Here is a 22,755-nt window from a genome sequence, read left to right as displayed (position 1 = left end):
CTCCATTTTTTTTGGTGCCTGTCGGCTCTGGCTACCGGTAGCTCAGCGTCCACCGGACTTGAAGCGGGGCGACCTTCTGCGAGGTCGTTCCTGAAAACTGCAGATGCGTGCGCGAGGGCCCGCTGGTCAGTCCTTCCAGACCGCGAGGAGGCGGCGCCTGGATCTCGAGGACGTCGTAGCCCTGCGCCTCGAAGCGGGCGATGCCGCCTTCGTTGAAATCGACGCCGAAGCCGCCGGCGCGCGCGCCCGACGAGAAGCAGGCGAACGCCAGACTCAGCGACGCGATCTCCAGCGACGGATCGGGATGCAGCACGTCGAGGCGGCTGATGCGTCCGGGGCCGAAGCGGTACTCGGTCGTCAGCGTCACGCGCGTGTCGAGCACGGGCCCGCGCTCGCCCGTCCGGTTCAGTCCGGGCTGGCGGTAGCTGATCACCTGCTCGTCGCCCTCGTGCCAGGTCTTGATCTCCTGGATGAAGGACGTCGGGAGCAGCACGCTGCCGTCGGCCAGCACGAGGCGCGGCAGCAGCTGCGGATGGTCCGCGCCGCTCTCGGGCAGTCCTTCGATGAGGCGCGGCGAGAACGGGATCGGGTAGTACGGCGCGTTGTCGTGCTGGCCCTCGCCGCCGTTGATCAGGGGCAGCGTGAAGACCCGTCCGCGGTCGCGTCGCGTGACCAGCGCGCGCTCGTAGAGCCCGCGCGCGAACCAGTTGAGCTGGAAGGCCGGCTGGCGCCGCGTGAGCCAGTCGCCGAGGTCGTCCGGCGGCAGGTCGTCAGCCTGGCCGGCCTCGGCCCACAGCTCGGTGGTGGAGAGCAACTGGTGGATCAGGGAGAAGTTCTCCCCCAGCATGCGATGCGTGCCGCGGTAGCCGTCGGTGCGGCGGCCGTCCCGCCACAGGTTGACCGAGTTCATGCCGCGGTCGACCCAGAAGTCCACGTACTTGGCCGCCGCCCGCACGCAGAAGGCGTAGGCGTAGCGCCGCTCCTCGTCGTCGAGCACGCCCAGGCGCGCCGCGGTGGCCAGGATCTCGACGATGCCGGTGTCGCCGTAGGGACCGATGCTGCGCCCGAATCCGAAGCCGTCGCCGTCCGCGCTCGCGCACTGCAGCGCGAGTTGCGCGGACTGGGCCAGCAGGGTCGTGAGCCTCGGCGTGACCGGCAGCTCGGTCTCGATGAAGCGCTCGCAGAACTCGGCCGCGAGCAGGATGCTGTAGCGGTCGAAGCGGCCTTCGCCCTCGGTCTCGTCGGAGAAGCCGAACTCGCCCGAATAGCGTTCGTAGTGGTCCAGCGTCTTCGCCAGCAGCGCGTCGCCGGCGCTGGCGTCCTCCCATCCCATCAGCATGCGCAGCCGCGCGATGCCGAAGGCGACGCCGTAGTAGTTGGTCGGCAGGGCCATGAGCCGCAGCGAGTCGGCCTCGACGAAATGACGCCAGTCCAGCGTGACCTTCAGGCGCGCGAGGCATTCGGGCTCGACCGCGGCTTCCAGCAGGCCCGCCTTGCGCAACCGGTTCAGCCCCATCAGCGCGTAGTAGATGCCCCAGCTTTCGATCGGCAGCGTGCCGATGAGCGTCATCAGCCGCCGCGTGCCGCTCAGGTAGCCGGCGAAGGGCGCGGCGTCGCGCGGCGTCAGCGTCAGCAGGTGCGCCAGGCCGATGGCGATCTTGCCGGGCAGGAAGACGTCGCCCTGGCCGAACACCGGCGCGCCGTTGAAGCGCGCATCGAGGCCGTCGGCGGCTAGCAGCGCGAAGTAGTCGGCCAGCTGGGGCAGGACCTCGGCCCGGATCAGCGCGTTCAGCGACCGCCCCTGATGGGACGTGGCATGAGGCGTGGCATGAGAGGTGTGGCGATCAGTGCGCATCATGGCTCCGCTCCGCGTGGTCCTGTACGAGAATCCGCATCCATCGCCTGCCGCTCATAGACCTCCCATGCCTCCGATCAAATCCCCCGCCACCCTGCGCGACGTCGCCGAGCTGGCCGGGGTATCGACGGCGGCGGTCTCCAAGTACGTCAACGGCAAGCAGCGCTTCACGGCGGCCGTCGAGCGGCGCATCGCCGAGGCCATCGACCAGGTGGGCTACCGCTCCAACCTGGCGGCGCGCAGCATGGTCACGGGGCGCTCCGGCGCCATCGCGGCGCTGGTCTACGGCGTGGAGAACCCGTACACCGCCGCCGTCATCAAGGGCGCGAGCCGCGCGGCCACGGCGCTCGGCTACGACCTGCTCTTCGTCGACCTGCTGCAGAGCGAATCGCCCGACCGCGAGCTGGCCCGCGTGACCGGCATGCAGGTGGACGGCATCGTGCTGGCCGCCGCGCTGCCCGCCGAGGCGCGTCAGCTGCTGTCCAGCTACGGCCGGCCCTTCGTCGACCTGAACCGCGCGAGCGAGCCCTCGCAGGCGCCCGGCGGCGAGGAGCAGGCCGCGGCCATGCTGGGCCGCTACCTGCTGAGCCTGGGCCACCGCGACATTGCCTACATCGCCTGCGAGGCTCAGCCCGGCAACGCCGAGCGGTTGCTGGGCATGCAGCGCGCGCTGCAGGCGGCGGGCGTCGCGCTGACGGTGCACCTGGTGACCAGCCCGACGGCCGAGGAGGGCGCCCGGGTGGCTTCCAGCCTGCTGCTCGGCCAGAAGCGGCCGCAGGCGATCGCCACCTGCAACGACCTCATCGCCATGGGCCTGATGTCGGAGGCCCGGCACCTGGGGCTGTCCGTGCCGGAGGATGTGTCGGTCGCCGGCATCGAGAACATGCCCTTCGGCCGCTTCCTGAGTCCGCCGCTGACCAGCGTCGACCTGCATGCCGACGCGCTCGGCGAGTGGGCCATGCGCGATTTGATCGCCACCATCGCCGGCGAGGACGCGCCCGTGCGCGGGCATGACCTGACCCCGCGACTGGTCGTGCGGGGCTCGACGCGAGCCGCCGACTGACGCACCCCATGGCCTCTGCCGCGGGCTCATGACGCCCGCCGCGCGGTGGATTCGCGCACGACCAGTCGCGGCGCGAGCACCTCGTCGAAAGGGCGTTCCAGGTCGTTGTGGATCAACTGCAGCAGGCGCTGCATCGCCAGCTCGCCCATGCGCTCGCTGTTCATCGCGACCGAGGTCAGCGTCGGGCTGGTGTAGCGGCCGTAGGCGATGTCGTCGAAGCTGGCGATGGACAGGTCGCGCGGGATGCTGACGCCCAGGGCCCGGGCCTCGTTCATCAGGCCGAGCGCGATCAGGTCGTTGTAGGTGACGATCGCGTCGGGACGCGCGCCGCCGTGCAGCAGCCGGGACGCGGCCGATTCGCCGGCCTCGGGGAGGGCGCATCGACGTCCAGCATGTCCAGCGTGCGGCCGGCCTCGGCCAGCGCTTCACGCAGGCCGCGGATGCGTTCCGCGTTCCAGCGTGAGTTCGGGAACCCCACGTAGGTCACGCGCCGGTGCTGCAGCGACATCAGGTGGCGGCCGATCATCAGCCCCGCCTGATAGCCATCGGCGCCGACGCTGTGCACGCCGGCGTGGCCGTAGCGGCCGAAGAAGACGACTGGCTTGCCCAGCGCGTTCAGCCACTCGATGGATTCGTCCGCCAGGCGTGAGCTGACCACCAGGCCGTCCACCCGCCGCGACAGCGTCTCGACGAGGTGGCGCTCCGGCGCCTGGCTTTCCGACGTGTCGACGAAGGCCAGGCTGTAGTCGCCGGCCTGCGCGGCGCGGCTCGCGCCCTTGACGATGCCGGTGAAGTGCGGGTTGCCGAGGTCCAGCACCACCAGTCCGACCGCGCCGCTGCGCCCGGTCGCGATCGAGCGGGCCATGTGGTTGGTGCGGTAGCCCAGATGCTCGATGGCGGCCTGGATGCTGGCCTCGACGGCGGGCGAGAAACGTCCGCTGCCGCTGCAGTACTTCGACACGGTGGCCGTGGAGACGTTCGCCGCAGCGGCGACGTCGCGAAGGGTGGGGAGTCGTTTGTTAATCATTTTGGTCAAGCGTTTAACTTCAATGATAGTGAGCGCGGCAGGAAATGGAAGGCCCTTTGTTGGCCTTTGTTGCCAGGGTTTTCGCTAGATGCGTCGACGTTTACAGCGGGCCTTGTCCTCATCACAATGAGTGCATGGTTAACCGCTATACCTCTTTCAGGAAATCGTCGGCGCTCCCGCAGGGGATGCGGGGGGTGAGGCCGTTGACGGCGCTGACGGCGCTGCTGGCCGTGCCGTTGCTGCTCCTGACGCTGGCAGGTCCGGCTCAGTCCGCGCCCGCCGACGAACCCTTGAGGGTGTGGACGCGCTCCTCCAAGGACGGCCGCAAGACCTACGACGCGATCGCCGCGGCCTTCACGAAGCAGACCGGCATCCGGGTCGAGTACTTCAATGCGATGACCGATTTCGAGCCGCGCCTGGCGCGCGCTGCGGTCGGCGGTCGCATGCCCGACGTCATCGTCAACGAGATCGGGGCCGCGGGTCAGCTGGTCAACATGGGCGTGGCCGCCGAGATCGACCGCACCCGCATCGCGGGCGGCGACCGGTTGCTGGACAGCGCGTGGCGCGCGGCGACGCTGCCCGACGGCAAGACCTACGGCGTGCCGGTGTCGGTGCAGACCCATGTGCTTTTCATCCGGCGCGACTGGCGCGAGAAGCTGGGCCTGCCGGTGCCGCGCACCTGGGACGAACTGGCCGCGCTGTCGCGCGCCTTCACCGAGCGCGACCCCGACGGCAACGGCCGCCGCGACACCTTCGGCCTGGCCGTCGCCGGCACCGCCGCGCGCGGTTATGCGGCCGCCTCGCTGAGCTCCTTCCTCTTCCAGGCCGGCGGCGAGTTCCAGCGCCGAGGCGCGGACGGTCGCGCCCGCGGCGCGCTGGACGAGCCGGCCGCGATCGCGACGCTGACCTTCTTCCGCCGCCTCGTCTGCGAGGACCGCAGCGTCCAGCCCAACGCCATCAACGCCGCGACGCAGGACACCAACAAGGCCTTCAGCTCGGGCCAGGCGGGCCTCTACCTGTCGGGGCCGTATCACATCGCGCTGTTCGACAAGGAGCCGGGCCGCGCCCGCTACGAGGTCGTGCCCCTGCCGGCCGGACCCACCGGGCAGCGCGCGAGCATGGCCGGCGGCGAGCTGGCCTACATCACCACGCGCGGCCGGCATCCCGATGAGGCGCGTCGCTTCGTCGAGTTCCTGATCTCGCCGCAGGGGCAGACGTTGGGCATGCAGGCGGCCGATGGCGGGTTGCCCGTCGTCCGGCTGCCGGTGGACCACGACCTGGACGCCGGCGCCGTCCACGGCGATGCGCGCTGGGCGATGGTGGCGGACGAGTACCGGCAGCACGGCCACCCGATGCCGCAGGCGCGCAACTGGTCCCGGCTGCAGCAGCTCGCGGCGGACGGCTTCAACGCCATCCTCGCGCACTGCAGCCAGGACATTCCCGGCGAGCTGCGCGCGCTCAACCAGCGCTTCAACGCCGAGCTCGCCCGTCAGGAGGCGCAATGAGTCCCGGTCGCTTGCGTTCGGGCTGGGCGCCCTGGCTCTTCCTCGCGCCGGCGCTGCTCGTCTTCACGTGGTTCAAGTTCATCCCCATGGTCAAGGGCCTGGTGATGAGCGTCCACAAGGTCAACTTCGGCGGCGCGGACACCTACGTCGGCTGGCACAACTTCGAGCGCGTCCTCGGCGACGCCGCGCTGCGCGACGCGGCCGGCCGCACGCTGCTCTACGTCGTCGTCACCGTGCTGCTGTCGGCCTCCATCGCGCTGCTGCTGGCGCAGGCGCTGCAGGGGACGGCACGGCACATGCGCTTCATCCGCACGGCGATGTTCCTGCCGGCGGTCACCAGCGCGGCCGTCGCCGCCGAGGTGTGGCGCATCCTCTATGCGCCGACGCCGGACGGCGTCGTCAACACCGTGATCGGGCTGGCCGGCGTGGGCCCGCAGGGCTTCTGGGCCGATCCGTCCCAGGCGCTGGCGGCCCTGGTCGGCATGCATGTCTGGAAGCACGTGCCCTACGACACCGTGATCTTCGTGGCCGGTCTGGCCGGCATCAACAGCGAGCTCTACGACGCCGCGGCGGTCGACGGCGCCAATGCCTGGCAGCGCTTCACCAGCGTGACGCTGCCCGGCCTAGCGCCCGCCGTCACGGTGATCTGCACGCTGGGCTTCATCCGCGGCTTCCGCGTCTTCACCGAGGTCTACGCGACCACCGGCGGCGGCCCGGCGGGCAGCACCGAAGTCGTCATGACGCAGATCTACAAGCAGGGCTTCCAGGAGCTGGACTACGGCTTCGCCGCCGCGGCCTCCACGCTGCTGTTCCTCGTCACCGCGGCGCTCACCGCCGTCTACCTCGCCTGGCGCCGCCGCCGATGAGCTCGTCCATGTCCCCGTTCTCCAGATCCCCGCTCGCCGCGCCGCTGCGCGTGCTGTTCTACGGCCTGGTGCTGGTCGTGTTCGCCGGCCCCTTCTGGGCCTTCCTGATGACGGCGCTCTCCGGCGTCACCATCGCGCCGGGCCGGCTGCTGTGGTGGCCGGAGCAGCCGACCTGGGAGAACTTCCGCTACGCCTGGGTGGAGGCCAAGGTCTGGCGCTACCTGCTGAACTCGATGATCGTCGTGCTGGTGGGCACGGTGCTGCAGCTCGCGGTCAGCGCGCTGGCCGCCTATGCGCTGGCGCGCAAGCGCTTCCGCGGCCTGGCCCTGGTCAGCTTCCTGATCCTGTCGACCATGATGCTGCCGGACGAGGTCATCGCGATCCCGTTGTTCCTCGTGCTGGGTCAGTTGCCGCTGGTGGGCGTCAGTCTGCATGACACCCACCTCGGGATGATCCTGCCGGTGGTCGGCTGGGGCTTCTCCATCTTCATGCTCAGCGAGTTCATGCGCGCCATCCCGATCGACCTCGAGGAGGCCGCGCGCGTCGACGGCGCCAGCGACTGGCAGATCTTCCGGCACGTCGTCCTGCCGCTGTGCCGGCCGGCGCTGGGCAGCGCGGCGGTCTTCGGCTTCATCATGATCTGGGACCAGTACCTGCTGCCGCTGCTCGTGACCAACGACGAGTCGCTCTACACGCTGCCGGTGGCGCTGGCCACCGTGCGCGCGGACGAGACGATGAAACCCGCCGTGTTCATCGCGATCAGCGTGATCGCCATGCTGCCCAGCATCCTCGTCTATCTGGGTCTGCAGAAATCCTTCAACCGCGGCCTGCTGGCCGGTGCCGTGAAAGGCTAGTGAGCGTGGCCACCATCGAACTCAAAGGCGTGGGCAAGCGTTTCGCCCATGTCGACGTCATCAAGGATGTCTCGCTGTCCATCGCGGACGGGGAGTTCTGCGTGCTCGTGGGGCCCAGCGGCTCCGGGAAGTCGACGCTGCTGCGCACGATCGCGGGGCTGGAGGAGGCGACCAGCGGCCAGCTCTTCATCGGCGGGCGCGACGTGACGCGCGAGCCGCCCAAGGCGCGCGACATCGCGATGGTCTTCCAGAGCTACGCGCTCTATCCGCAGATGACGGTGCGGGAGAACATGGGCTTCGGCCTCAAGCTGATGAAGCGGCCGGCCGAGGAGATCCGCCGCCGCGTCGACGAGGTCGCCCGCATGCTGAGCCTGGAACCGCTGATGGAGCGCCGGCCGGCCGCGCTCTCCGGCGGCCAGCGGCAGCGCGTGGCCATGGGCCGCGCGATGGTGCGGGAGCCGGCGGCCTTCCTGTTCGACGAGCCGCTGTCCAACCTCGACGCGGCGCTGCGCAGCGCGGTGCGACAGGAGATCCGTGCGCTGCATGCGCGCCTGCGCACGACCTCGGTGTACGTGACCCACGACCAGGTCGAGGCCATGACCATGGGCGACACCATCGTCGTGCTGCGCGACGGCCGCGTCGAGCAGAGCGGCAGTCCCACCGAGCTCTACGACCGTCCGGCGAACCGGTTCGTCGCCGGTTTCATCGGGTCTCCGGCGATGAACTTCTGTCCCTTGCCGGGCGAGCTGGGCACCGCGCTGGACACGACGCGCCTGCAGCTCGGCGTGCGGCCGGAGCATCTGCAGCTGGGCCGCGTTCCCGATGCGGCGGTCGCCTTCGACTGCCGGGTCGAGTCCATCGAGTTCATGGGCGCGCAGTCGCAGCTCAACCTGCAGAGCGCCGCCGGCCCGCTGGTCGTCAACGTGCCCGACCGGCCGGACCTCCGCAACGGCAGCACCGTCAGCGTCTCGGCCCTGCGCAGGCATCTGCATTTCTTCGATGCGCAGAGCGGCCTGCGGCAGGAGGCGGTATGAGCGTGCGGCGCCGTGACGTGGTGCTGGGCCTGCCACTGGGATTGCGGATGGGAGTGTTCGTGGGCGTTCCGCTTGGCCTGTCGACGAACCGTGCTCAGGCGACGTCGGCGGACCCGCCGTCGGTGACGCTGGTGACCTTGGACCACGGCGCCCTCGACGAGACGCGCCGTCGTCTGCGCGCGGGGGACGACAGTCTGGCCGCAGCCCATGCGGCGCTGCGGACCCGGGCCGCCAAGGCGCTGAAGACGCCGCTGCGCAGCGTCGCCGACAAGACGATGCTGCCGCCGTCGGGCTCGCGCAACGACTACCTGAGCATGGGGCCCTACTGGTGGCCCAACCCCGCGACGCCGGACGGACTGCCGTACATCCGCCGCGACGGCCAGCGCAATCCGAAGGTCGCCGGGGACGCGCTGGACTCCGACCGCATGGTCGCGTTCTGCCGCGATGTCTTCGACCTCACGCTCGCGCATCATCTCGGCGCGCCGGACGATCATGCGGAGAAAGCGGCCGAGGCGCTGCGCCACTGGTTCCTCGCGCCCCGCACGCGGATGCGGCCCCACCTGCGCTACGGGCAGGCGATCCCCGGCGTCGTCGAGGGCAGGGCGGAAGGCCTCATCGACACCCGCCATCTCTGGATGGTCATCGACGCCGCCCTGTTGCTGAACGCGCGCGGCGTCTTGTCCGATGCCGATCTCGCCGCGTTGCGCCAGTGGTTCGTCGAATTCACGCAGTGGATGCAGACCAGCCCGATCGCCCGCGACGAGGATGCCGCGGACAATAACCACGGCATGTTCTTCGACGCGCAGCTGGTGAACTACCTGCGCTTCACCGGCGAAGCGGCGAAGGCGAAGGAGCGCTTGGCGACCGTGGCGGCGCGGCGCTTCAAGCCGCAGATCGAGGACGATGGCCGCATGCCGCTCGAACTCGCGCGCACGCGGCCCTTCCACTACAGCGCGTTCAATCTGGAAGCTGCCACGCGCCTGGCGCGCTACGGGCAGGGCAGCGAGGTGGACCTCTGGCGCGAGCCGCGTCTGCTGCGCGCCATCGCGCTCCTGCAGAGCGCGGCGCTCTCGCCGGAGCGCTGGCGCCACGCCACGAGCACGGAACCGGCGATCGAGCCCGCCAAGCTGGCGCCGATCCTGCTGCTGACGCGTTTCTCCACGGGCGTGGATCAGCCACTGCTGACCGCTACCGTCCCGGCGCGCAGGGAGGCGGTCGACTGGCTGCTGTGGAGCGTGCCGCCGGGCACCCCGGACGAGGCTCGTCCATCGCAGGGGTGAGCGTCGGCGTCGAGGCGCCCCGGGCCGCCTCTGGCACACTGCGCGGCCTTGCGCGGTACCCTCCATCCCATGCCTACCTCCGAATCCTCCCGCCACGTCGTCGTCATCGGCGGCGGCCCCGCCGGCCTCATGGCCGCCGAGCGTCTCGCCCATGCCGGGCTCTCCGTCGACCTCTACGATGCCATGGCCTCGGTCGGCCGCAAGTTCCTCCTCGCGGGCAAGGGCGGCCTCAACCTGACGCACTCGGAGTCGCGTCCCGATTTCGACTCGCGCTACTTCGAGCGCCAGGCCGCGGTCGGTACCTGGCTCGACCGCTTCGACGGCGAAGCGCTGCGCGCCTGGGCCCAGGGCCTCGGCGTCGAGACCTTCGTCGGCACGTCCGGGCGCGTCTTCCCCAAGGACCTCAAGGCCGCGCCGATGCTGCGGGCCTGGCTGTCCCGCCTGCGCACGCAGGGCGTGCGTTTCCACATGCGCCATCGCTGGCTCGGCTGGGACGCGGACGGCGCGCTGCGTTTCAGCTCCCCCGAGGGCGAGACGACCGTGAGCGCGGACGCCGTCGTGCTCGCGCTGGGCGGCGCCTCGTGGCCGCAACTGGGCTCGGACGGCGCCTGGGCGCCGCTGCTCGCCGACGTCGGCGCGACCGTGTCGCCGCTGCGGGCCGCCAATTGCGGCTTCGATCTCGGGACCACCCGCGACGGCGCGGCGCCTGGCTGGTCGCCGTTCTTCGCCGACAAGTTCGCCGGACAGCCGCTCAAGCCGGTGGCGCTGAGCGCCGAAGGCGTCGACGGCCGGCAGTTCTCGCGCCAGGGCGAATTCGTCGTGACCGCGACCGGCATCGAAGGCTCGCTGGTCTACGCCGCTTCCGCGCTGCTGCGCGAGAAGATCGAGCGCGACGGCGAGGCGCTGGTCCACCTGGACCTGCTGCCGGGCCGCGACGCGGCCTGGGTGCTGGAGCAGGTGGCCCATCCGCGCGGCTCGCGCTCGCTGTCCTCGCACTTGAAGAGCCGCCTGAACATCGAAGGCCTGAAGGCCGGCCTGCTGCACGAGGTGCTCACGAAGGACGAGTACGCCGACACGGCGACGCTGGCCCGCACGTTGAAAGCACTGCCGCTGCGCCTGCGCGCCGCGCGGCCTGTGGCAGAAGCCATCAGCACCGCGGGCGGCGTGACGATCGAGTCGCTGGACGAGCGTCTGATGCTGACGGCGCGTCCCGGTGTGTTCGTCGCCGGCGAGATGCTGGACTGGGAGGCGCCGACGGGCGGTTATCTGCTGACGGCGTCCCTGGCCAGCGGCCTGGTCGCCGGGGACGGCGCGGCGGCCTACCTGGGCTGAATCGGGCGCGTGAGCCGCATTTGACGAAATGCGGCTCAAATAATGAGCCGCAAATGCCGGCGCAGATTCGTGCCGAGATCAGGCGCCAGCCGTCGACGCGACCGTCAACGCGAACGGCTTGAACCCCTTGGCCGCCACGATGTGCGGTGCCATCAGGATCATGGCCTCGGTGGCGCGCGCGCTGGCGATGCCGCTGAGGTCGAGGATCCACTCGTCCGGCCAGCCCAGCGAGGCCAGCAGCGCCCGCACCTGCGCCTTGGCGGCGGGATCCTCCGCGCTGAGGAAGGCCTGCGCCGGCGTGGCCAGGCTGCGCGGCGCGGTCATGACGCTGAAGAACATCGTGTTCAGCGCCTTCACCACGCGGGTCTCCGGCAGCGCCGCCTGGAGGCGCTGGGCCAGGCTGCCGTCCGGATACAGCAGGTCGCCCGGCGCGCCGTTGGGCTGACGCACGGTGGCGTTGGAGACGTCCACCAGCACCTTGTCCCGCAACGGGACGCGCAGGCTGGTGAGCAGGTCCAGCGCAGTGTGGCCCGGCGTCGCATGGAAGACGACCGGCGAAGCCGCGGCGGCCTCGGCCAGCGTGGCGTGGCGGACCGGCGGTCCCTGCCAGGCCAGGGCGCCCGTGGACGGCGTGCGATGCCCGACGGTCACGGCGTGACCCCGTTCGGCGAAGGCGCGCGCCAGGTTGGCGCCGACACGTCCGGCGCCGAGGATGCTGACGGGTGGCAGGTCGGTGCTCATGCCAGGGCTCCCAGGACGGTCAGCGCCTCGCGCCGGATGCCCGGCGCGCAGGCGAGGAAGTCCTTGCTGGCGAACGTCCAGGGCCGGCCCTGCAGGTCGGTCACCGAGCCGCCGGCCTCGGACACCAGCAGCGCGCCGGCCGCGAGGCCGGACCGCACATCGCTGTGCTGCCAGAAGGCGTCCGTCTGCCCACCGGCGACCTGTCCGAGCTGGAAGGTGGCCGGCACCGTCATCCGCACCACCAGCGCGGCGTTCAGCATCGCCGTCACCGACGCGCCGATCCGTTGGTAGGTCTGCGCGGATTCTCCGGGCTTGGCCTGACCGGTGGTCACGATGGCCGCCTTCAGTTCGGTCTTGGTCGACGGTCGCAAGGGGTCGCCGTTGACCGCCGCGAGGCCGCTGCCGCGCACCGCCGTGTAGAGCCGGTCGGCCACGGGCTCGTACACGGCCGTGAGTTGCGGTGCGCCGTCGCGCACGAGCGTCGCGCTGATGCCCCATTCGGACAGGCCGTGCACATGGTTCACGTTGCCCTCCACGGCGTCGAAGATCCACCAGTCCCCGTGGGGAAGTTCGCCGCCTTCGAGTTCGTCGTCCACCCAGCCCGCCGCCGGAACGGCGCGTTCCAGCAGCCGGCGGGCGATGGTGAGCGACGCGTCGTCGTTGGCGTGGATGGCGTGGATCAAGCGCTCGAGGTCGTCGGGCGTCCGGGTCCGTTCGCTGAATGTCGCCAGCAGATGCCGGCCGGTGAGCCGGACGGCCGCGACGGCGGCGGCCAGCACGGCGCCGTCCTGCGGAGCGGCGGCGGCGATGTCGGCGAGCCGCTCGGCGGCGCGGAGGTCAGTGTCGAAGGAGGTCATGGGGTAGGCCAGGGGGTGTCGATGGGATCGATTGTTGGCAGCCGGCCGATTAACATCAAATCAATTGATCTAACCGGTGAGTTAACCATCATGCAACTGGACATGAACCTGCTCGTGGCGCTGGATGCGCTGCTGGACGAAGGCAGCGTGGGCGGCGCGGCGGCGCGCATGCATGTGAGTTCGCCGGCGATGAGCCGCACGCTGGACCGGATCCGCCACATGACCGGCGACGCGATCCTGGTGCGCAACGGCCGCGCCATGACGCCCACGCCCTATGCGCTGTCCATCCAGACGGATGTGCATGACGTGGTGCTGCGGGCACGGACGGTGCTGGCGCGGCAGAGCCGGTTCGACATCGCCGAGGTGGCGCGGACCTTCACGATCCAGTGCCACGATGCGCTGGCCGCGGCCCTCGGTCCGCCGCTGCTGGCCGCGCTGCGCAAGGACGCGCCGCTGGCGGTGCTGCGCATGCCGGCGGAGGGCGCGTCCGACGCGCAGGAACTGCGGCAGGGGCAGGTCGACCTGCAGATCGGCGCGGCCATCCCGACGCAGGCGGAGCTGCTGCACGAGGTCCTCGGCGAGGACCGGCCGATGGTGGTGATGCGCGCCCGTCATCCGCTGGCGGGCCGCAAGCTGACCTTGCGCGACTACGCGCAGGCGGACCACGTCACGGTCTCGCGACGCGGCCGGTTGCGCGACGCGGTGGACGATGCGCTGGCCGCCCAAGGGCTGGCGCGGCGCGTGGTGGCCGCCGCTCCCACGGCTGCAACGGCATTGGTGTGGGTCGCTGGCGCCGATCTGTTGACGCTGGTGCCCGAACGGATCGGCGTGGGCGCCGCGCGGGCACTGAAGCTCAAGGTGGTGCCGATGCCGCTGCGCACGCCGGCATTGCCCGTCGTGGCCACCTGGCATCGGCGCCATGAGGGCGACCAGGCCCATGCCTGGCTGCGCGGGCAGGTCCGCCGCCTCGTGGCGATGCTGCTCGCGCCAGGCGACGCCTGAACGACGTCCTGATGACGCCTACGCCTACGCCTACGCCTGCTTCGGCTTGAGCCCCATCTTCTCGAGCGTCAGCGTCTCGTCGGCGCGGCCCCAGCCGCCGTCGGCGACCTCGTCGACCAGGACCATCGTGTAGGGACGCGCCGCTTCGCCGAAGTACTCGACGAACATGGCCGTGACGCGGTGGATGATTTCCTCCTTGCGGGCGGCGTCGGCGACGCCTTCGGGAAGCTTGATGTTGGCGAAGGGCATGCGGGCCTCGTTCAGATGAAGTGATGACGGGGTGGATTCTTCGCAATCGACGCGGGTCGACAAAGGGGCGCCCGCCGGCTTCACATGCCAACGGACGTCAACAATGCGATCCGACCGCGAAATCCGAGGCCCCCACCGGGAACGCCGGCCAAGGGGCGGCCAGGAGCGCTTCCCGGGGAGGGCGCCCCGAGAATCCGGGACGCCGTGCGCCCCCTGGTGCCCGGTCATGCGGTTGACACGAAGCTCGGCGACCCTGCGTCGCGATGCGCTCAGCGACCGGATCCCTCGCCCGCACCTTCGCCGGCTGGCTCCGCCGGGCGCGAGGCGTGCTGCTGTTGCTGCTGTGCGCCGCGGTCCCGCTGTACGGCGCCGCGGGCGCGCGGCTGACGACGCTCGGCCCGGCGCATCACCACCGCACCGCGACCGATCATGAGCACGAGGGACGATCGCTGGCGCAGGCCTGGCGAGATCTGGTCCATCAAGGGCTGCAGGCGCTCGCGGGTCAGGAGGCCTCGCAGGTCCTCGACACCGCGCGGGCACGGCAGCAGCAGGTCCAGGCGCAGTTCCAACGTGGCGCGAAGCCGGCGCACGTCCATGCCCATGGCCTCTTCGAACGGCACCATCACCTGGCCGACGATCCCACCGTCGTGCTGGACGACCACGACGGGCTGTCCTTGAGCGATGCGGCGGCGCTGGGTGGCTATGTCCTGCCCATGGCGAACGTGGACATGCCGCGGGTTCCCCTGCCCGCGAGTGCGAACGGCGATTGGCCGATGACCGGGCCGCCGTCCTGGCGGAGCGTCGGTGCCACGCCGCTGGAGCGACCGCCCCGGCATTGAACGGCCTTCACGGCGCGCAAACGTCCCTGCTCCGGCGCGGACGTCGCGCGTTCCGCCGTTCCGCATCGTCCGGGCGCCGTCGCCGCGCCCGCCCGATGAGGTCACGCCGCCGTCGCCCGCAGGACGACGCGGCGCCATCGGTTGTCGCTGAAGCGGCAGCAGGATCCTTCGTCATGGAAACTCTTGGAACCCTCTTTGTGGGCGCCTTCGCGGGCGTTCGCGACATCGACGCGGCGACGCCGTCGTCGACCTGGCAAGGCGCCGTCGACCGCGCCGTGCGTCTGTGCGGCAGCCAGGCCGCGTTGGCCCGCCACCTGAAAGTCCCCCGCCAGCACGTCAGCGAGGCCCGCACCGGCGGCCGCACGATCCCGACGGACCGGTTGCCGGCGCTCGGCGAACTGGTCCACATGACGCCCGCCGAGCTGTGGACCTTGCAGGAGATCGCCAACATGCCGCGGCGCAACCCGTTCGCGCGGGAGTGCGACGGGCTGTAGACGCGCTGTGGACAGCCTGCAGACGGCGCGTTAACGGCCTGTAGGACCACACCGACGGCAGGACGCGCCGCCCGCCGTCACGCCGCAGCCGGGGCCGAGCCTAGGATCAAGTCCGTGCCATCGCACCCTGCGAGATACGCAGTAACTTTCTGGAGTAGACGATGAACAAGGACCAAGTGAAGGGCGCCGTCAAGGACGCAGCAGGCAAGGTGCAGCAGAAGACCGGTGAGGTCATCGGCAGCACCGAACAGCAGGCCAAGGGCCTGGCCAAGCAGGTCGACGGCAAGGCCCAGAAGGCCTACGGCGACGTGAAGGAAGCGGCCAAGGACGCAGGCAAGCACTGACCCCTGCGCCAATGACAACGCCGGCGGGACTCGCGTCCCGCCGGCGTTTTTCATGTTCCGGATCGGACGGTTCCCGGATCAGGCCGGCTTGTTCTTCAGCTTGCCCTTGGGCATCACGGCCGTCATCGGCGCGACGGGCCGGGTGGAGACGGAGGACGACTCCTTGGGCGTGCTGGTGTCCTTCTTCGGCTTCTTGTTGGCCTTGTCGTTGCGTTGCTCGCCTTTTGCCATGGCTCGGTTTCCTTCAGGTGGTTCAGGGTCGTGATGGCGGCACTCTACTACTGCCGACGCCCTCCAGTCACTTCGCCAGTGGCAACGCCACGACGGCCTTCCCGTAACGACCGTCGGCGGCCTCGACACGGCCGTCCCGGATGAAGTCCCGCATCATCGCGAAGTAGCCTTCGGCGTAACGCGTCGAGACGCGCCGGCCGTCCGGCGCGGTCTCGAACTCGGTCATCCCGTGATCGGCCCCGGGATAGATCGCCAGCGTGTAGCGCTTGCCCGCGGCGATCAGCGACCGGACATCGGCTGCGGCGCCGGCGCTCGGCGCCACGCGGTCGTCCGCGCCGAGCACCCACAGCTGCGGCGTGCGTGAGGCACGCAGCGTCGGCATCGGGTCGTAGCGGAAGGACACGTCGAACTTGTAGGTCGTGTTCAGTCCCTCGACGATCTGCGTCTTGTCGAGCGGCAGCACCAGATGCAGGAAGTTGCCGCGCACGTCCTTGAACCACGGCTGCGACCTGTATGCCGAGCGCAAGGCGTCGAACGCCTCGTAGCCTTCCTTGCCGCGCGTTTCGATGACCTTCTGGCCGGCGCGCGTCAGCGCGAGCGCCTTCTCGGTGTCCTGCGCGGAATACCGGTTGGCGCGCATCTCGAGCGCGACGCTCTGCAAGTCCTGTTCGAGCATGGAGACCGTCAACCCGAAGCTCACGATCGCGAAGTCCAACGGCGCGCGGTCGGCCGCCAGCGGCGCGACCCAGCCGCCCTGGCTGCCGCCCTGATAACCGACGCGACCGGCGCGCGGTCCCGCCAGGCGGCGCGCCTCCCGCATGGCCTGGACCGCGTCGTCGGCCAGCCGGCTGATGTCCTGCGTGTACGCGCCGCCGGAGGCGCCGGTCCCCCGCTTGTCGAAGACGAAGGCGCCGATACCTTCCGCCGGAAGCATGCGCTGAAGCGCGTTGCCGTCAAGCGCGGAGTCCGTCTCGGAGCCGTGCAGGAGCACGACGACGGGCACCGGTCCCTGGCCGCGCGGCATCACGAGACGACCGGCCAGCGGGACGCCGCCGGCATCGAACCGGGTCTCGGTGACATCGAAGGCGAGGCGCTTGCCGCGCTGTGCGCCGAAGGTGATCTCGCCGGTGGCGCAGTCGGTCGATGACAAGGTGTCCTTCGTCGGCTGGTCGGACCAACCGAAGGTGCTGGTCCACACCCCGTGGGATGACGGACGCAACCGGCCTGTCTCGCCGTTGAAGGCCGTCCACCGCAAGGTATCGCCTCGGGCTGGCGCCAGGTCCAGGGTCTGGCCGTCCTCCAATCGGTAGGCCCCGACCAGACAGGCGGTCGCCGCCGGGACGGCCGCAGTCGGCGGGGCCGTCTGCACGGGCTCGGCCACGGTCGCGGCAGCGGCAGGCGTCGCCGCCAGTGCCGCCCAAAGCGGCAGCAGGACCAGTGATGTCATTCTTCTCCCTCGAGGCTCGGTCATCGGAGCCCGGAGTCTCGGTGCCGGCCTGGCTCAAGGCGACGGCCAGACGACGCCCTGTCGGCGTACCAGGACGAACTGCAATCCCCGCCGACGAGCGGCGTCGCCGGTCCGGCTGTCATCGAGCCGTCACCGACGGTTCCATCGATCCGCGCGTAACGGACCGGCTTTCGTCAAGCTGTTCACGCCCCCGCATCGCTCGCATCCGCATCCGCACTGTTCGCGGATGAAACAAGCGCATAGGCTCGCGCACCAAACCGGTGGGGCCTTCCCCAGCCCGCCGGCCGCATCACTCCCCTGTCCTGGATGAGGTCCTCATGACTCTGAACAACCTGCGCGTCGGAACCCGGCTTGGTGCCGGCTTTGCCCTCATCCTGCTGCTGCTGGCGCTGATGCTGGTGCTCAGCGTGCAGCGACTGAGCAGTGCCTCGGTTGCCGTCCAGGGCATGATGGCCTCGCCACTGGCCAAGGAGCGGCTGCTGGAAGAACAGCTCCGCAACGTCGTCGCCGGCGTCACCCGCGGCAAGGCGATCGCGAAGAATGCGGACGGCACGCTGGAGGCGATCTTCCGCGACGAGGCGAAGGCCTCGACCGCGCGCGGCAATGAGATCGTCAAGGCCCTGGCGGACCTGCCGACCGCCGACAGCGAGAAGCCGCTGCTGGAGAAGTTCAACACCGCGCGCAAGGCCTACCTCGACGCGCGGGACCGCATGATGACGGCCAAGCGCGCCGACAAGGCCGACGAGGCCAACCGCATCTACGACAGCGAGTTCAGCGTCGTCGCGCCGGCCTACGTGGCCGCGTTGACGGCCGTGCTGGACTACCAGCGCAAGGTCATCGACGAGATGAACCAGACCATCGCCGCCGACACGGCACGGGCGCAGTTCGAGCTGGAGGTGCTGGGCGTCATCGCGATCGCGCTGGGCATCACGCTGGCCGTGATGCTGACGCGATCGATCACCCGCCCGATGGCGCAGGCCGTGGAGCTGGTCGACGCGGTCGCGCAGGGCGATCTGTCCCGGCGCCTGCAGGTCGAGGGGCGCGACGAGATCGCGTACCTGATCGGCTCGCTGGGCAAGATGAGCCACGGCCTTACCGACCTCGTGCGCCAGGTGCGCCAGGCGTCGGAAGGCATCCAGACCGCCAGCGACGAGATGGCCGTGGGCAACATGGACCTGAGCGCGCGCACAGAGCAGCAGGCCAGCTCGCTGGAGGAGACCGCGTCCTCGATGGAGCAGCTGAGCGCCGCCGTGCGGCACAACGCCGACAGCGCGCACCAGGCCAACCAGCTGGCGCAGAACGCGTCCGACGTGGCGATCCAGGGCGGCGAGGTGGTCGGCCGCGTCGTCGAGACGATGAAGGGCATCAACGACTCGTCGCGTCAGATCGGCGACATCATCGGCGTCATCGACGGCATCGCCTTCCAGACCAACATCCTGGCGTTGAACGCGGCCGTCGAGGCGGCGCGCGCGGGCGAGCAGGGCCGCGGCTTCGCCGTGGTGGCGTCGGAAGTGCGCTCGCTGGCCGGGCGTTCCGCCGAGGCGGCCAAGGAGATCAAGCGCCTGATCACCGCCAGCGTCGAGCGCGTCGAGCACGGCACGAAGATGGTGGACCGGGCCGGCGAGACGATGACCGAGGTTGTCGGCAGCATCCGCCGCGTCAACGACATCATCGGTGAGATCAGTTCCGCCAGCAGCGAGCAGTCCAGCGGCGTCGCCCAGGTCGGCGAGGCCGTCACCCACATCGACCAGGCCACGCAGCAGAACGCGGCACTGGTCGAGCAGATGGCCGCGGCCGCGAGCGGCCTGAAGTCCCAGGCCGAGCAGCTCGTCAAGGTCGTGGCGACCTTCAAGCTGGCTTGATCGCTCCGCTGCGGATTGGCGCGGACTCGTAGATCACCCGATCCGCTTCGTCGGCGTTGTCCGTCACCAGCATCCTGAAGCGCTCGCCGCCGGCCTCCACGCGCACGATCACATGGCCGCGCGTGCTGCGCAGCTTCTGCATCAGCCGGCGGTGCATCAGCGCGTTCTCGTGCATCACCTCGGTGGCGAAGACCTCGCGCGGTCCGGCGTAGAGGCGCTCGTTGAACATGTGCTCGAGCTGCTGCAGGCTGGGGTGCGAGATGTGCCAGGTCGGGATGACCCAGGCGCTCGGGCGCAAGGTCCGTGCGACGTCGGCGCTGACACCGTCGTACAAGCCGTGATGGTCCGCCGTGGCGACGTCCACCGGTCCCGCCGCGCGCGCGGCGGCGCCGAGGATGTCCCGCCACGGCAGGTCGCCGTTGAAGGTGTCGCTGGTCAGGTCCGCGCCGGTGAAGTAGCGAAACGGCCCTGACTCGATGCGCACCGCCGCGCAGCACATGTTCTCGCTGGGGCGGTCGCGATCGGCCAGCGTGGCGGGATCGGGGAAGGTCGCTCGCCGCTCGTCGCCGCGACCGGTCCAGACCTCGCCGTTGACCGCGATGTTGCGCACGGCGAAACGTCCGAAGCGTTCATCGACGGGACGATGGCCTCGCGGCAGGAACTGCCGATCGGTGCCCGCCTCGAAGCGCTGTACCGCGCCGCCGCCGGCCTGGCGCGCGGTCACGTATGCACGGTAGTTCGCCGCGAACGGCGCCCGCTCGATGCCGGCGCCCGGATACCGGTAGTCCGGAAAGCCGCGATCGACGAGCGTGCCGATGTCGAGCCGCTCGGCGACGTCCATGACGCCGGTCAGGCGGTAGTTGCCGTGCCGGGACTGCGGCAGCCCCGGCGCGACATCGCCGAGGTGATCGGGATGCAGATGGCTGACGAGCAGGTAGTCCAGGCCGCGCGCGCCGGTCGGCGCCAGGTGCCGTTGCGCGTAACGCGCGATCCACTCGCCGGCGCGACGCTGCGGGCCCGGTCGCGTGGCGACGCTCACGTCGGTGGCGTTGGCCGAGGCGCCCGCGTCGATCAGCAGGCTCGTGCCGTCGGGCAGGATCACCAGCGTCGCGCTGCCGCGGCCGATGGCGAGGTGGTGGATGTCGAGCTGGCCCGGTTGCCAGGGAGCGAGCGTAGGGCCAGCAGAAGTGGAGCCAGCAGAAGTGGGGACGGAAGAGGTGGGGACGGCAGAAGTGGGAACGGCGGCGCAGCCCGAGAGCCCGAGCAGACCCATGGCGCCGACGAGGCGCCGGCGTTGTTCGTTGACGTTCATGAGGACCTCCGACTCAGAAGCGGAACGCCGCGGTGACGCCGAAGGTGCGCGGATCACCGAGGTACTCCGCGCGCACGACCTGCGTGGATCGCGTCAGGATGTAGGCGCGGTTGGTCGCGTTCTTCACCCACGCCACGACGCGCCAGCGCCGGTCCGCGGCTTCGAAGCCCGCGTTGAAGTTCAACAGCCCGTAGCCCGGGATCTGGAGGTTGGGATCGTTGGCCGCGCCGGTGTTGTAGTCGGACTGCCAGCCGTAGTTGACCGCGCCGACGGCGAAGCCGTCGCGCACGGGAATGCGCCAGTCCGCGGCGACGGAGGCCTTGTTCTTCGGCGACGAGGCGAGCGGGTTGCCCGTGTAGTTGATGTTGCCGATCTCGAAGCGGTCGTAGCTGCCGTCGAGGTAGCCGTAGGTCGCCGACAGGCCCAGCCACTTCACCGGCTTCCACGCCACTTCCATCTCGGCGCCGCGCACGGTGGCGCGACTCGCGTTGATGATGCTCAGGATGCCGGTCACCGTGTTGTTCACGAACTCCTGCTTGTCGCGGTAGGCCATGTCGAACACGGAGAGGTTCACGCGCAGCCGGTTGTCCAGCCACTGGGACTTGAGACCGACTTCGCGGTTGGTGACCGTCTCCGGATTGAAGGGCGTGGCCAGCGCGGCCAGCGAGCTCGCGTCCGTGTTGAAACCGCCGGCGGTGAAGCCGCGTGTGACGCTGGCGTAGAGCAGCATCTGCCGCGACGGCTGCCAGTTCAGCGCGACGCGCGGGGTCCACTCGCTCCACGAGGCGCGCAGGTCGTGCGCGGAGAAACCCGCCGTCGGACGCACGAGGTCCGCGCGGTCGAGGGACGCCGTCTTGTGGTCGTAGGTGTAGCGCGCGCCGGCCGTCAGGTCCACGGTCGAGGTCCAGTGCCAGGTACCGTCGGCGAAGACCGAGGCGCTGCGCGTGCGCACCTGCTGGTCCGCGAGCGTCGACGCGGTGAGCGCGCCGGTCCTCGCGGCGAAGGACTGTTGACCGAGGCGGCGTGAGCCGTCCTCGTCGAGGAAGAACACGCCGGCCTGCAGATGGCCCGCGTCCCAGCGCGGGCTGGCATAGCGCAGCTCCTGCGACCAGGTGCCGACGCGCTCCGCATCGCGGGTGACGGCTTGCGCGCCGGTCGTGAGCAGGGCGTAGTTGGCGCCGACGCCCGAGTAGTCTTCGCGCGACTTCGAATGGCGGAAGGCGGTGATGGACGTGATCTCGCCCCAGGGGCGCGTCCATTCGAGCTTGGCGGAAGTGCCCCACAGCGTGCGGTCGAAGCCTTGCGGGACGCCGACTTCGGACGTGCGCCGGTCGCCGTCGTCGCCGAGCGTCACGGACGACAGCGTGCGTCCGCCGCTGCTGTCCTCGCCGTAGTCCACGCTGACGAGCGCGTCGACGTCGGCGCCGAGGGCGGCGCGCCACTGACCGCGGACGTTGCGGCTCTGAAGGTCGTCCTGATCGCGCCCGGTGAGCCGGTCGCGGCCCGTGCCGTCGCGATCACGCGTCGCGACGGACAGCTTGATCGCCTGGTCGTCGCCGACCGGCAGGTTGGCCAGCGCGTCCACGTTGACCGCGCCGAAGTTGCCGAGCGTCAGTTGCGTCTTGGCGCTGCGCTCGTTGAAGACGGGCTTGCGCGTGTTCATGACGATCGCGCCGCCGGTGACGTTGCGGCCGAACAGCGTGCCCTGCGGGCCCTTGAGGACGGTGAGGCTTTCCAGGTCGAAGAGCTCGAAGCTGGCCGCGCCGTTGCGGGGCACGAAGACGTCGTCGACGACGACCGCCACCGGCTTGCTCACGCCCATCTGCGAGAAGGTGTTGTTGGCGCCGCGGATCGCGATGGTCGGATTGGAGACGCTGAACGCGGAGACGAGCAGACCCGGCGTCAGTCGCGACACGTCCTGCAGGCTGGAGACGCGGTAGGTGTCCAGCGTCGCGCCGGAGAAGCTGGTCAGCGCGATGGGCACGCTCTGCGCGGCCTCCGGCCGACGCTGCGCGGTGACGGTCACGGTGTCGAGGGCGCTGATCGCGTCGTCGGCGCGCGCGGAGCCGGCGTCTCCTGCGCTCGCGAGGGTCGCGGCGGCGGTGGCAGTCCCGTTCCCGGCGTCGGCACCGGGACGAAAGATGACCAGCGCGCGCGTGCCGTCGCGCTTGAAGGTCAGCGTGGATCCGTCGAGCAGCTCGCGCAAGGCCTCGTCTTCCGCGCGACGACCGCGCACGCCCTTGGTGGCGAGCCCCTGCACGTCATCGGCCTTGTAGAAGATCTGGGCGCCGGTCTCGCGGGCGAAGCGGTCGATGGCGGGCTTGAGGTCGCCGGCGGGGATGTCGAAGTCGAACGCGCGCGTCTGGGCCAGGGCCTGGACCTGGGCGCCGGCGGCGCACAGGACCGCGACGGCCAGCACGGCGGGGCGGAAGGGGAAGGGACTGAACATGACGGGATCCTTGGCGGAAGGGGAGGGAGGTCTCCCTTCCTTAGACGCGCCGGCTGCGGAGATCCGGCATACATTTTCCGGACTATTTTTC

Annotated in this window: 22 protein-coding genes; 12 read left to right on the top strand and 10 right to left on the bottom strand. The window is 70.3% G+C overall.

The window, feature by feature from the left end; translation table 11 throughout:
* Positions 1 to 31: 31 nt before the first annotated feature.
* Positions 32 to 1,858 carry a hypothetical protein gene (locus ACQ859_RS24765; RefSeq protein WP_431263202.1) on the bottom strand — a complete coding sequence of 609 codons (1,827 nt, stop codon included), beginning with the start codon at positions 1,856 to 1,858 and terminating at the stop codon, positions 32 to 34.
* Positions 1,859 to 1,922: 64 nt separating this feature from the next.
* Here ACQ859_RS24765 and ACQ859_RS24760 point away from each other — a divergent pair, with 64 nt between their 5' ends.
* Positions 1,923 to 2,918 (top strand): LacI family DNA-binding transcriptional regulator, encoded by a 996-nt coding sequence (locus ACQ859_RS24760; RefSeq protein WP_431263201.1) that lies wholly within the window; start codon positions 1,923 to 1,925, stop codon positions 2,916 to 2,918.
* 26 nt (positions 2,919 to 2,944) lie between these two features.
* On the opposite strand, the gene ACQ859_RS24755 is transcribed toward ACQ859_RS24760, so the two are convergent.
* A complete protein-coding gene (locus tag ACQ859_RS24755; RefSeq protein ID WP_431266648.1) occupies positions 2,945 to 3,229 on the bottom strand; it encodes a substrate-binding domain-containing protein in 285 nt (94 codons plus the stop codon).
* The gene (locus tag ACQ859_RS24750; RefSeq protein ID WP_431263200.1) at positions 3,208 to 3,945 is read right to left on the bottom strand and encodes a LacI family DNA-binding transcriptional regulator; all 738 of its coding nucleotides are present in this window, start codon (positions 3,943 to 3,945) and stop codon (positions 3,208 to 3,210) included. The genes ACQ859_RS24755 and ACQ859_RS24750 overlap by 22 nt, the downstream gene beginning before the upstream one ends.
* A gap of 194 nt (positions 3,946 to 4,139) precedes the next feature.
* On the opposite strand from ACQ859_RS24750, the gene ACQ859_RS24745 reads away from it, so the two are divergent.
* The 6 genes from ACQ859_RS24745 to ACQ859_RS24720 all read left to right on the top strand — a co-directional run bounded on the left by ACQ859_RS24745 (position 4,140) and on the right by ACQ859_RS24720 (position 10,816).
* Entirely contained in the window at positions 4,140 to 5,450 is a 1,311-nt protein-coding gene (locus ACQ859_RS24745; protein WP_431263199.1) for an ABC transporter substrate-binding protein, read from the top strand.
* Positions 5,447 to 6,316, top strand: a complete 870-nt coding sequence (locus ACQ859_RS24740; protein ID WP_431263198.1) for a carbohydrate ABC transporter permease — start codon at positions 5,447 to 5,449, stop codon at positions 6,314 to 6,316. Before ACQ859_RS24745 ends, ACQ859_RS24740 begins: the two co-directional genes overlap by 4 nt.
* Before the next feature lie 8 nt (positions 6,317 to 6,324).
* Entirely contained in the window at positions 6,325 to 7,170 is an 846-nt protein-coding gene (locus ACQ859_RS24735) for a carbohydrate ABC transporter permease (RefSeq protein ID WP_431263197.1), read from the top strand.
* A 5-nt stretch (positions 7,171 to 7,175) separates the two neighbouring features.
* On the top strand, positions 7,176 to 8,204 hold the full coding sequence (locus ACQ859_RS24730) for an ABC transporter ATP-binding protein (RefSeq protein WP_431263196.1): 1,029 nt from the start codon (positions 7,176 to 7,178) through the stop codon (positions 8,202 to 8,204).
* The gene (locus ACQ859_RS24725) at positions 8,201 to 9,484 is read left to right on the top strand and encodes an alginate lyase family protein (RefSeq protein ID WP_431263195.1); all 1,284 of its coding nucleotides are present in this window, start codon (positions 8,201 to 8,203) and stop codon (positions 9,482 to 9,484) included. Before ACQ859_RS24730 ends, ACQ859_RS24725 begins: the two co-directional genes overlap by 4 nt.
* A gap of 69 nt (positions 9,485 to 9,553) precedes the next feature.
* Entirely contained in the window at positions 9,554 to 10,816 is a 1,263-nt protein-coding gene (locus tag ACQ859_RS24720) for an NAD(P)/FAD-dependent oxidoreductase (protein WP_431263194.1), read from the top strand.
* 78 nt (positions 10,817 to 10,894) lie between these two features.
* Here the strand turns inward: ACQ859_RS24720 and ACQ859_RS24715 are convergent, their stop codons facing one another.
* Positions 10,895 to 11,557: an NADPH-dependent F420 reductase gene (locus ACQ859_RS24715; protein ID WP_431263193.1), complete on the bottom strand. Its 663-nt coding sequence runs from the start codon at positions 11,555 to 11,557 to the stop codon at positions 10,895 to 10,897.
* Positions 11,554 to 12,414 (bottom strand): inositol monophosphatase family protein, encoded by an 861-nt coding sequence (locus tag ACQ859_RS24710; RefSeq protein ID WP_431263192.1) that lies wholly within the window; start codon positions 12,412 to 12,414, stop codon positions 11,554 to 11,556. Before ACQ859_RS24710 ends, ACQ859_RS24715 begins: the two co-directional genes overlap by 4 nt.
* A 90-nt stretch (positions 12,415 to 12,504) precedes the next feature.
* On the opposite strand from ACQ859_RS24710, the gene ACQ859_RS24705 reads away from it, so the two are divergent.
* Positions 12,505 to 13,416 carry a LysR family transcriptional regulator gene (locus ACQ859_RS24705; RefSeq protein WP_431263191.1) on the top strand — a complete coding sequence of 304 codons (912 nt, stop codon included), beginning with the start codon at positions 12,505 to 12,507 and terminating at the stop codon, positions 13,414 to 13,416.
* Positions 13,417 to 13,446: 30 nt separating this feature from the next.
* Here the strand turns inward: ACQ859_RS24705 and ACQ859_RS24700 are convergent, their stop codons facing one another.
* The gene (locus ACQ859_RS24700) at positions 13,447 to 13,665 is read right to left on the bottom strand and encodes a tautomerase family protein (RefSeq protein ID WP_431263190.1); all 219 of its coding nucleotides are present in this window, start codon (positions 13,663 to 13,665) and stop codon (positions 13,447 to 13,449) included.
* Positions 13,666 to 13,928: 263 nt separating this feature from the next.
* Here ACQ859_RS24700 and ACQ859_RS24695 point away from each other — a divergent pair, with 263 nt between their 5' ends.
* The 3 genes from ACQ859_RS24695 (at position 13,929) to ACQ859_RS24685 (ending at position 15,342) form a co-directional block, all read left to right on the top strand.
* A complete protein-coding gene (locus tag ACQ859_RS24695) occupies positions 13,929 to 14,504 on the top strand; it encodes a hypothetical protein (protein ID WP_431263189.1) in 576 nt (191 codons plus the stop codon).
* A 173-nt stretch (positions 14,505 to 14,677) separates the two neighbouring features.
* Positions 14,678 to 14,998 carry a hypothetical protein gene (locus ACQ859_RS24690; protein WP_431263188.1) on the top strand — a complete coding sequence of 107 codons (321 nt, stop codon included), beginning with the start codon at positions 14,678 to 14,680 and terminating at the stop codon, positions 14,996 to 14,998.
* 161 nt (positions 14,999 to 15,159) lie between these two features.
* The gene (locus ACQ859_RS24685; protein WP_067275857.1) at positions 15,160 to 15,342 is read left to right on the top strand and encodes a CsbD family protein; all 183 of its coding nucleotides are present in this window, start codon (positions 15,160 to 15,162) and stop codon (positions 15,340 to 15,342) included.
* A 78-nt stretch (positions 15,343 to 15,420) separates the two neighbouring features.
* Here ACQ859_RS24685 and ACQ859_RS24680 read toward each other — a convergent pair whose 3' ends face one another.
* A complete protein-coding gene (locus tag ACQ859_RS24680; protein ID WP_421035939.1) occupies positions 15,421 to 15,573 on the bottom strand; it encodes a hypothetical protein in 153 nt (50 codons plus the stop codon).
* A gap of 67 nt (positions 15,574 to 15,640) precedes the next feature.
* Positions 15,641 to 17,020: an alpha/beta hydrolase family protein gene (locus ACQ859_RS24675; RefSeq protein ID WP_431263187.1), complete on the bottom strand. Its 1,380-nt coding sequence runs from the start codon at positions 17,018 to 17,020 to the stop codon at positions 15,641 to 15,643.
* Between the two features lie 338 nt (positions 17,021 to 17,358).
* Between ACQ859_RS24675 and ACQ859_RS24670 the strand changes: the two genes are divergently transcribed.
* On the top strand, positions 17,359 to 18,903 hold the full coding sequence (locus tag ACQ859_RS24670; protein ID WP_431263186.1) for a methyl-accepting chemotaxis protein: 1,545 nt from the start codon (positions 17,359 to 17,361) through the stop codon (positions 18,901 to 18,903).
* Here ACQ859_RS24670 and ACQ859_RS24665 read toward each other — a convergent pair.
* Both ACQ859_RS24665 and ACQ859_RS24660 read right to left on the bottom strand, forming a co-directional pair.
* The gene (locus ACQ859_RS24665; RefSeq protein ID WP_431263185.1) at positions 18,890 to 20,215 is read right to left on the bottom strand and encodes an MBL fold metallo-hydrolase; all 1,326 of its coding nucleotides are present in this window, start codon (positions 20,213 to 20,215) and stop codon (positions 18,890 to 18,892) included. The genes ACQ859_RS24670 and ACQ859_RS24665 overlap by 14 nt on opposite strands.
* 13 nt (positions 20,216 to 20,228) lie before the next feature.
* Positions 20,229 to 22,664, bottom strand: coding sequence for a TonB-dependent receptor domain-containing protein (locus tag ACQ859_RS24660; RefSeq protein ID WP_431263184.1), 2,436 nt, complete (start codon positions 22,662 to 22,664; stop codon positions 20,229 to 20,231).
* Positions 22,665 to 22,755 lie beyond the last annotated feature (91 nt).

Origin of the sequence: Roseateles chitinivorans (assembly GCF_050632235.1) — a bacterium.
In the GTDB taxonomy this organism is placed as follows: domain Bacteria; phylum Pseudomonadota; class Gammaproteobacteria; order Burkholderiales; family Burkholderiaceae_C; genus Roseateles; species Roseateles chitinivorans_A.
This window is presented reverse-complemented; position numbering and strand designations above follow the sequence as displayed.

Bases quoted from the DNA above. Each gene is read 5' to 3' on its own strand.
- ACQ859_RS24740 (WP_431263198.1), top strand. From the start codon at position 5,447: ATGAGTCCCGGTCGCTTGCGTTCGGGCTGGGCGCCCTGGCTCTTCCTC.
- ACQ859_RS24735 (WP_431263197.1), top strand. From the start codon at position 6,325: ATGTCCCCGTTCTCCAGATCCCCGCTCGCCGCGCCGCTGCGCGTGCTG.
- ACQ859_RS24765 (WP_431263202.1), bottom strand. From the start codon at position 1,858: ATGATGCGCACTGATCGCCACACCTCTCATGCCACGCCTCATGCCACG.
- ACQ859_RS24750 (WP_431263200.1), bottom strand. From the start codon at position 3,945: ATGATTAACAAACGACTCCCCACCCTTCGCGACGTCGCCGCTGCGGCG.
- ACQ859_RS24660 (WP_431263184.1), bottom strand. From the start codon at position 22,664: ATGTTCAGTCCCTTCCCCTTCCGCCCCGCCGTGCTGGCCGTCGCGGTC.
- ACQ859_RS24700 (WP_431263190.1), bottom strand. From the start codon at position 13,665: ATGCCCTTCGCCAACATCAAGCTTCCCGAAGGCGTCGCCGACGCCGCC.
- ACQ859_RS24710 (WP_431263192.1), bottom strand. From the start codon at position 12,414: ATGACCTCCTTCGACACTGACCTCCGCGCCGCCGAGCGGCTCGCCGAC.
- ACQ859_RS24685 (WP_067275857.1), top strand. From the start codon at position 15,160: ATGAACAAGGACCAAGTGAAGGGCGCCGTCAAGGACGCAGCAGGCAAG.
- ACQ859_RS24665 (WP_431263185.1), bottom strand. From the start codon at position 20,215: ATGAACGTCAACGAACAACGCCGGCGCCTCGTCGGCGCCATGGGTCTG.
- ACQ859_RS24760 (WP_431263201.1), top strand. From the start codon at position 1,923: ATGCCTCCGATCAAATCCCCCGCCACCCTGCGCGACGTCGCCGAGCTG.
- ACQ859_RS24690 (WP_431263188.1), top strand. From the start codon at position 14,678: ATGGAAACTCTTGGAACCCTCTTTGTGGGCGCCTTCGCGGGCGTTCGC.
- ACQ859_RS24670 (WP_431263186.1), top strand. From the start codon at position 17,359: ATGACTCTGAACAACCTGCGCGTCGGAACCCGGCTTGGTGCCGGCTTT.
- ACQ859_RS24675 (WP_431263187.1), bottom strand. From the start codon at position 17,020: ATGACATCACTGGTCCTGCTGCCGCTTTGGGCGGCACTGGCGGCGACG.
- ACQ859_RS24720 (WP_431263194.1), top strand. From the start codon at position 9,554: ATGCCTACCTCCGAATCCTCCCGCCACGTCGTCGTCATCGGCGGCGGC.
- ACQ859_RS24705 (WP_431263191.1), top strand. From the start codon at position 12,505: ATGCAACTGGACATGAACCTGCTCGTGGCGCTGGATGCGCTGCTGGAC.
- ACQ859_RS24680 (WP_421035939.1), bottom strand. From the start codon at position 15,573: ATGGCAAAAGGCGAGCAACGCAACGACAAGGCCAACAAGAAGCCGAAG.
- ACQ859_RS24715 (WP_431263193.1), bottom strand. From the start codon at position 11,557: ATGAGCACCGACCTGCCACCCGTCAGCATCCTCGGCGCCGGACGTGTC.
- ACQ859_RS24695 (WP_431263189.1), top strand. From the start codon at position 13,929: ATGCGCTCAGCGACCGGATCCCTCGCCCGCACCTTCGCCGGCTGGCTC.
- ACQ859_RS24725 (WP_431263195.1), top strand. From the start codon at position 8,201: ATGAGCGTGCGGCGCCGTGACGTGGTGCTGGGCCTGCCACTGGGATTG.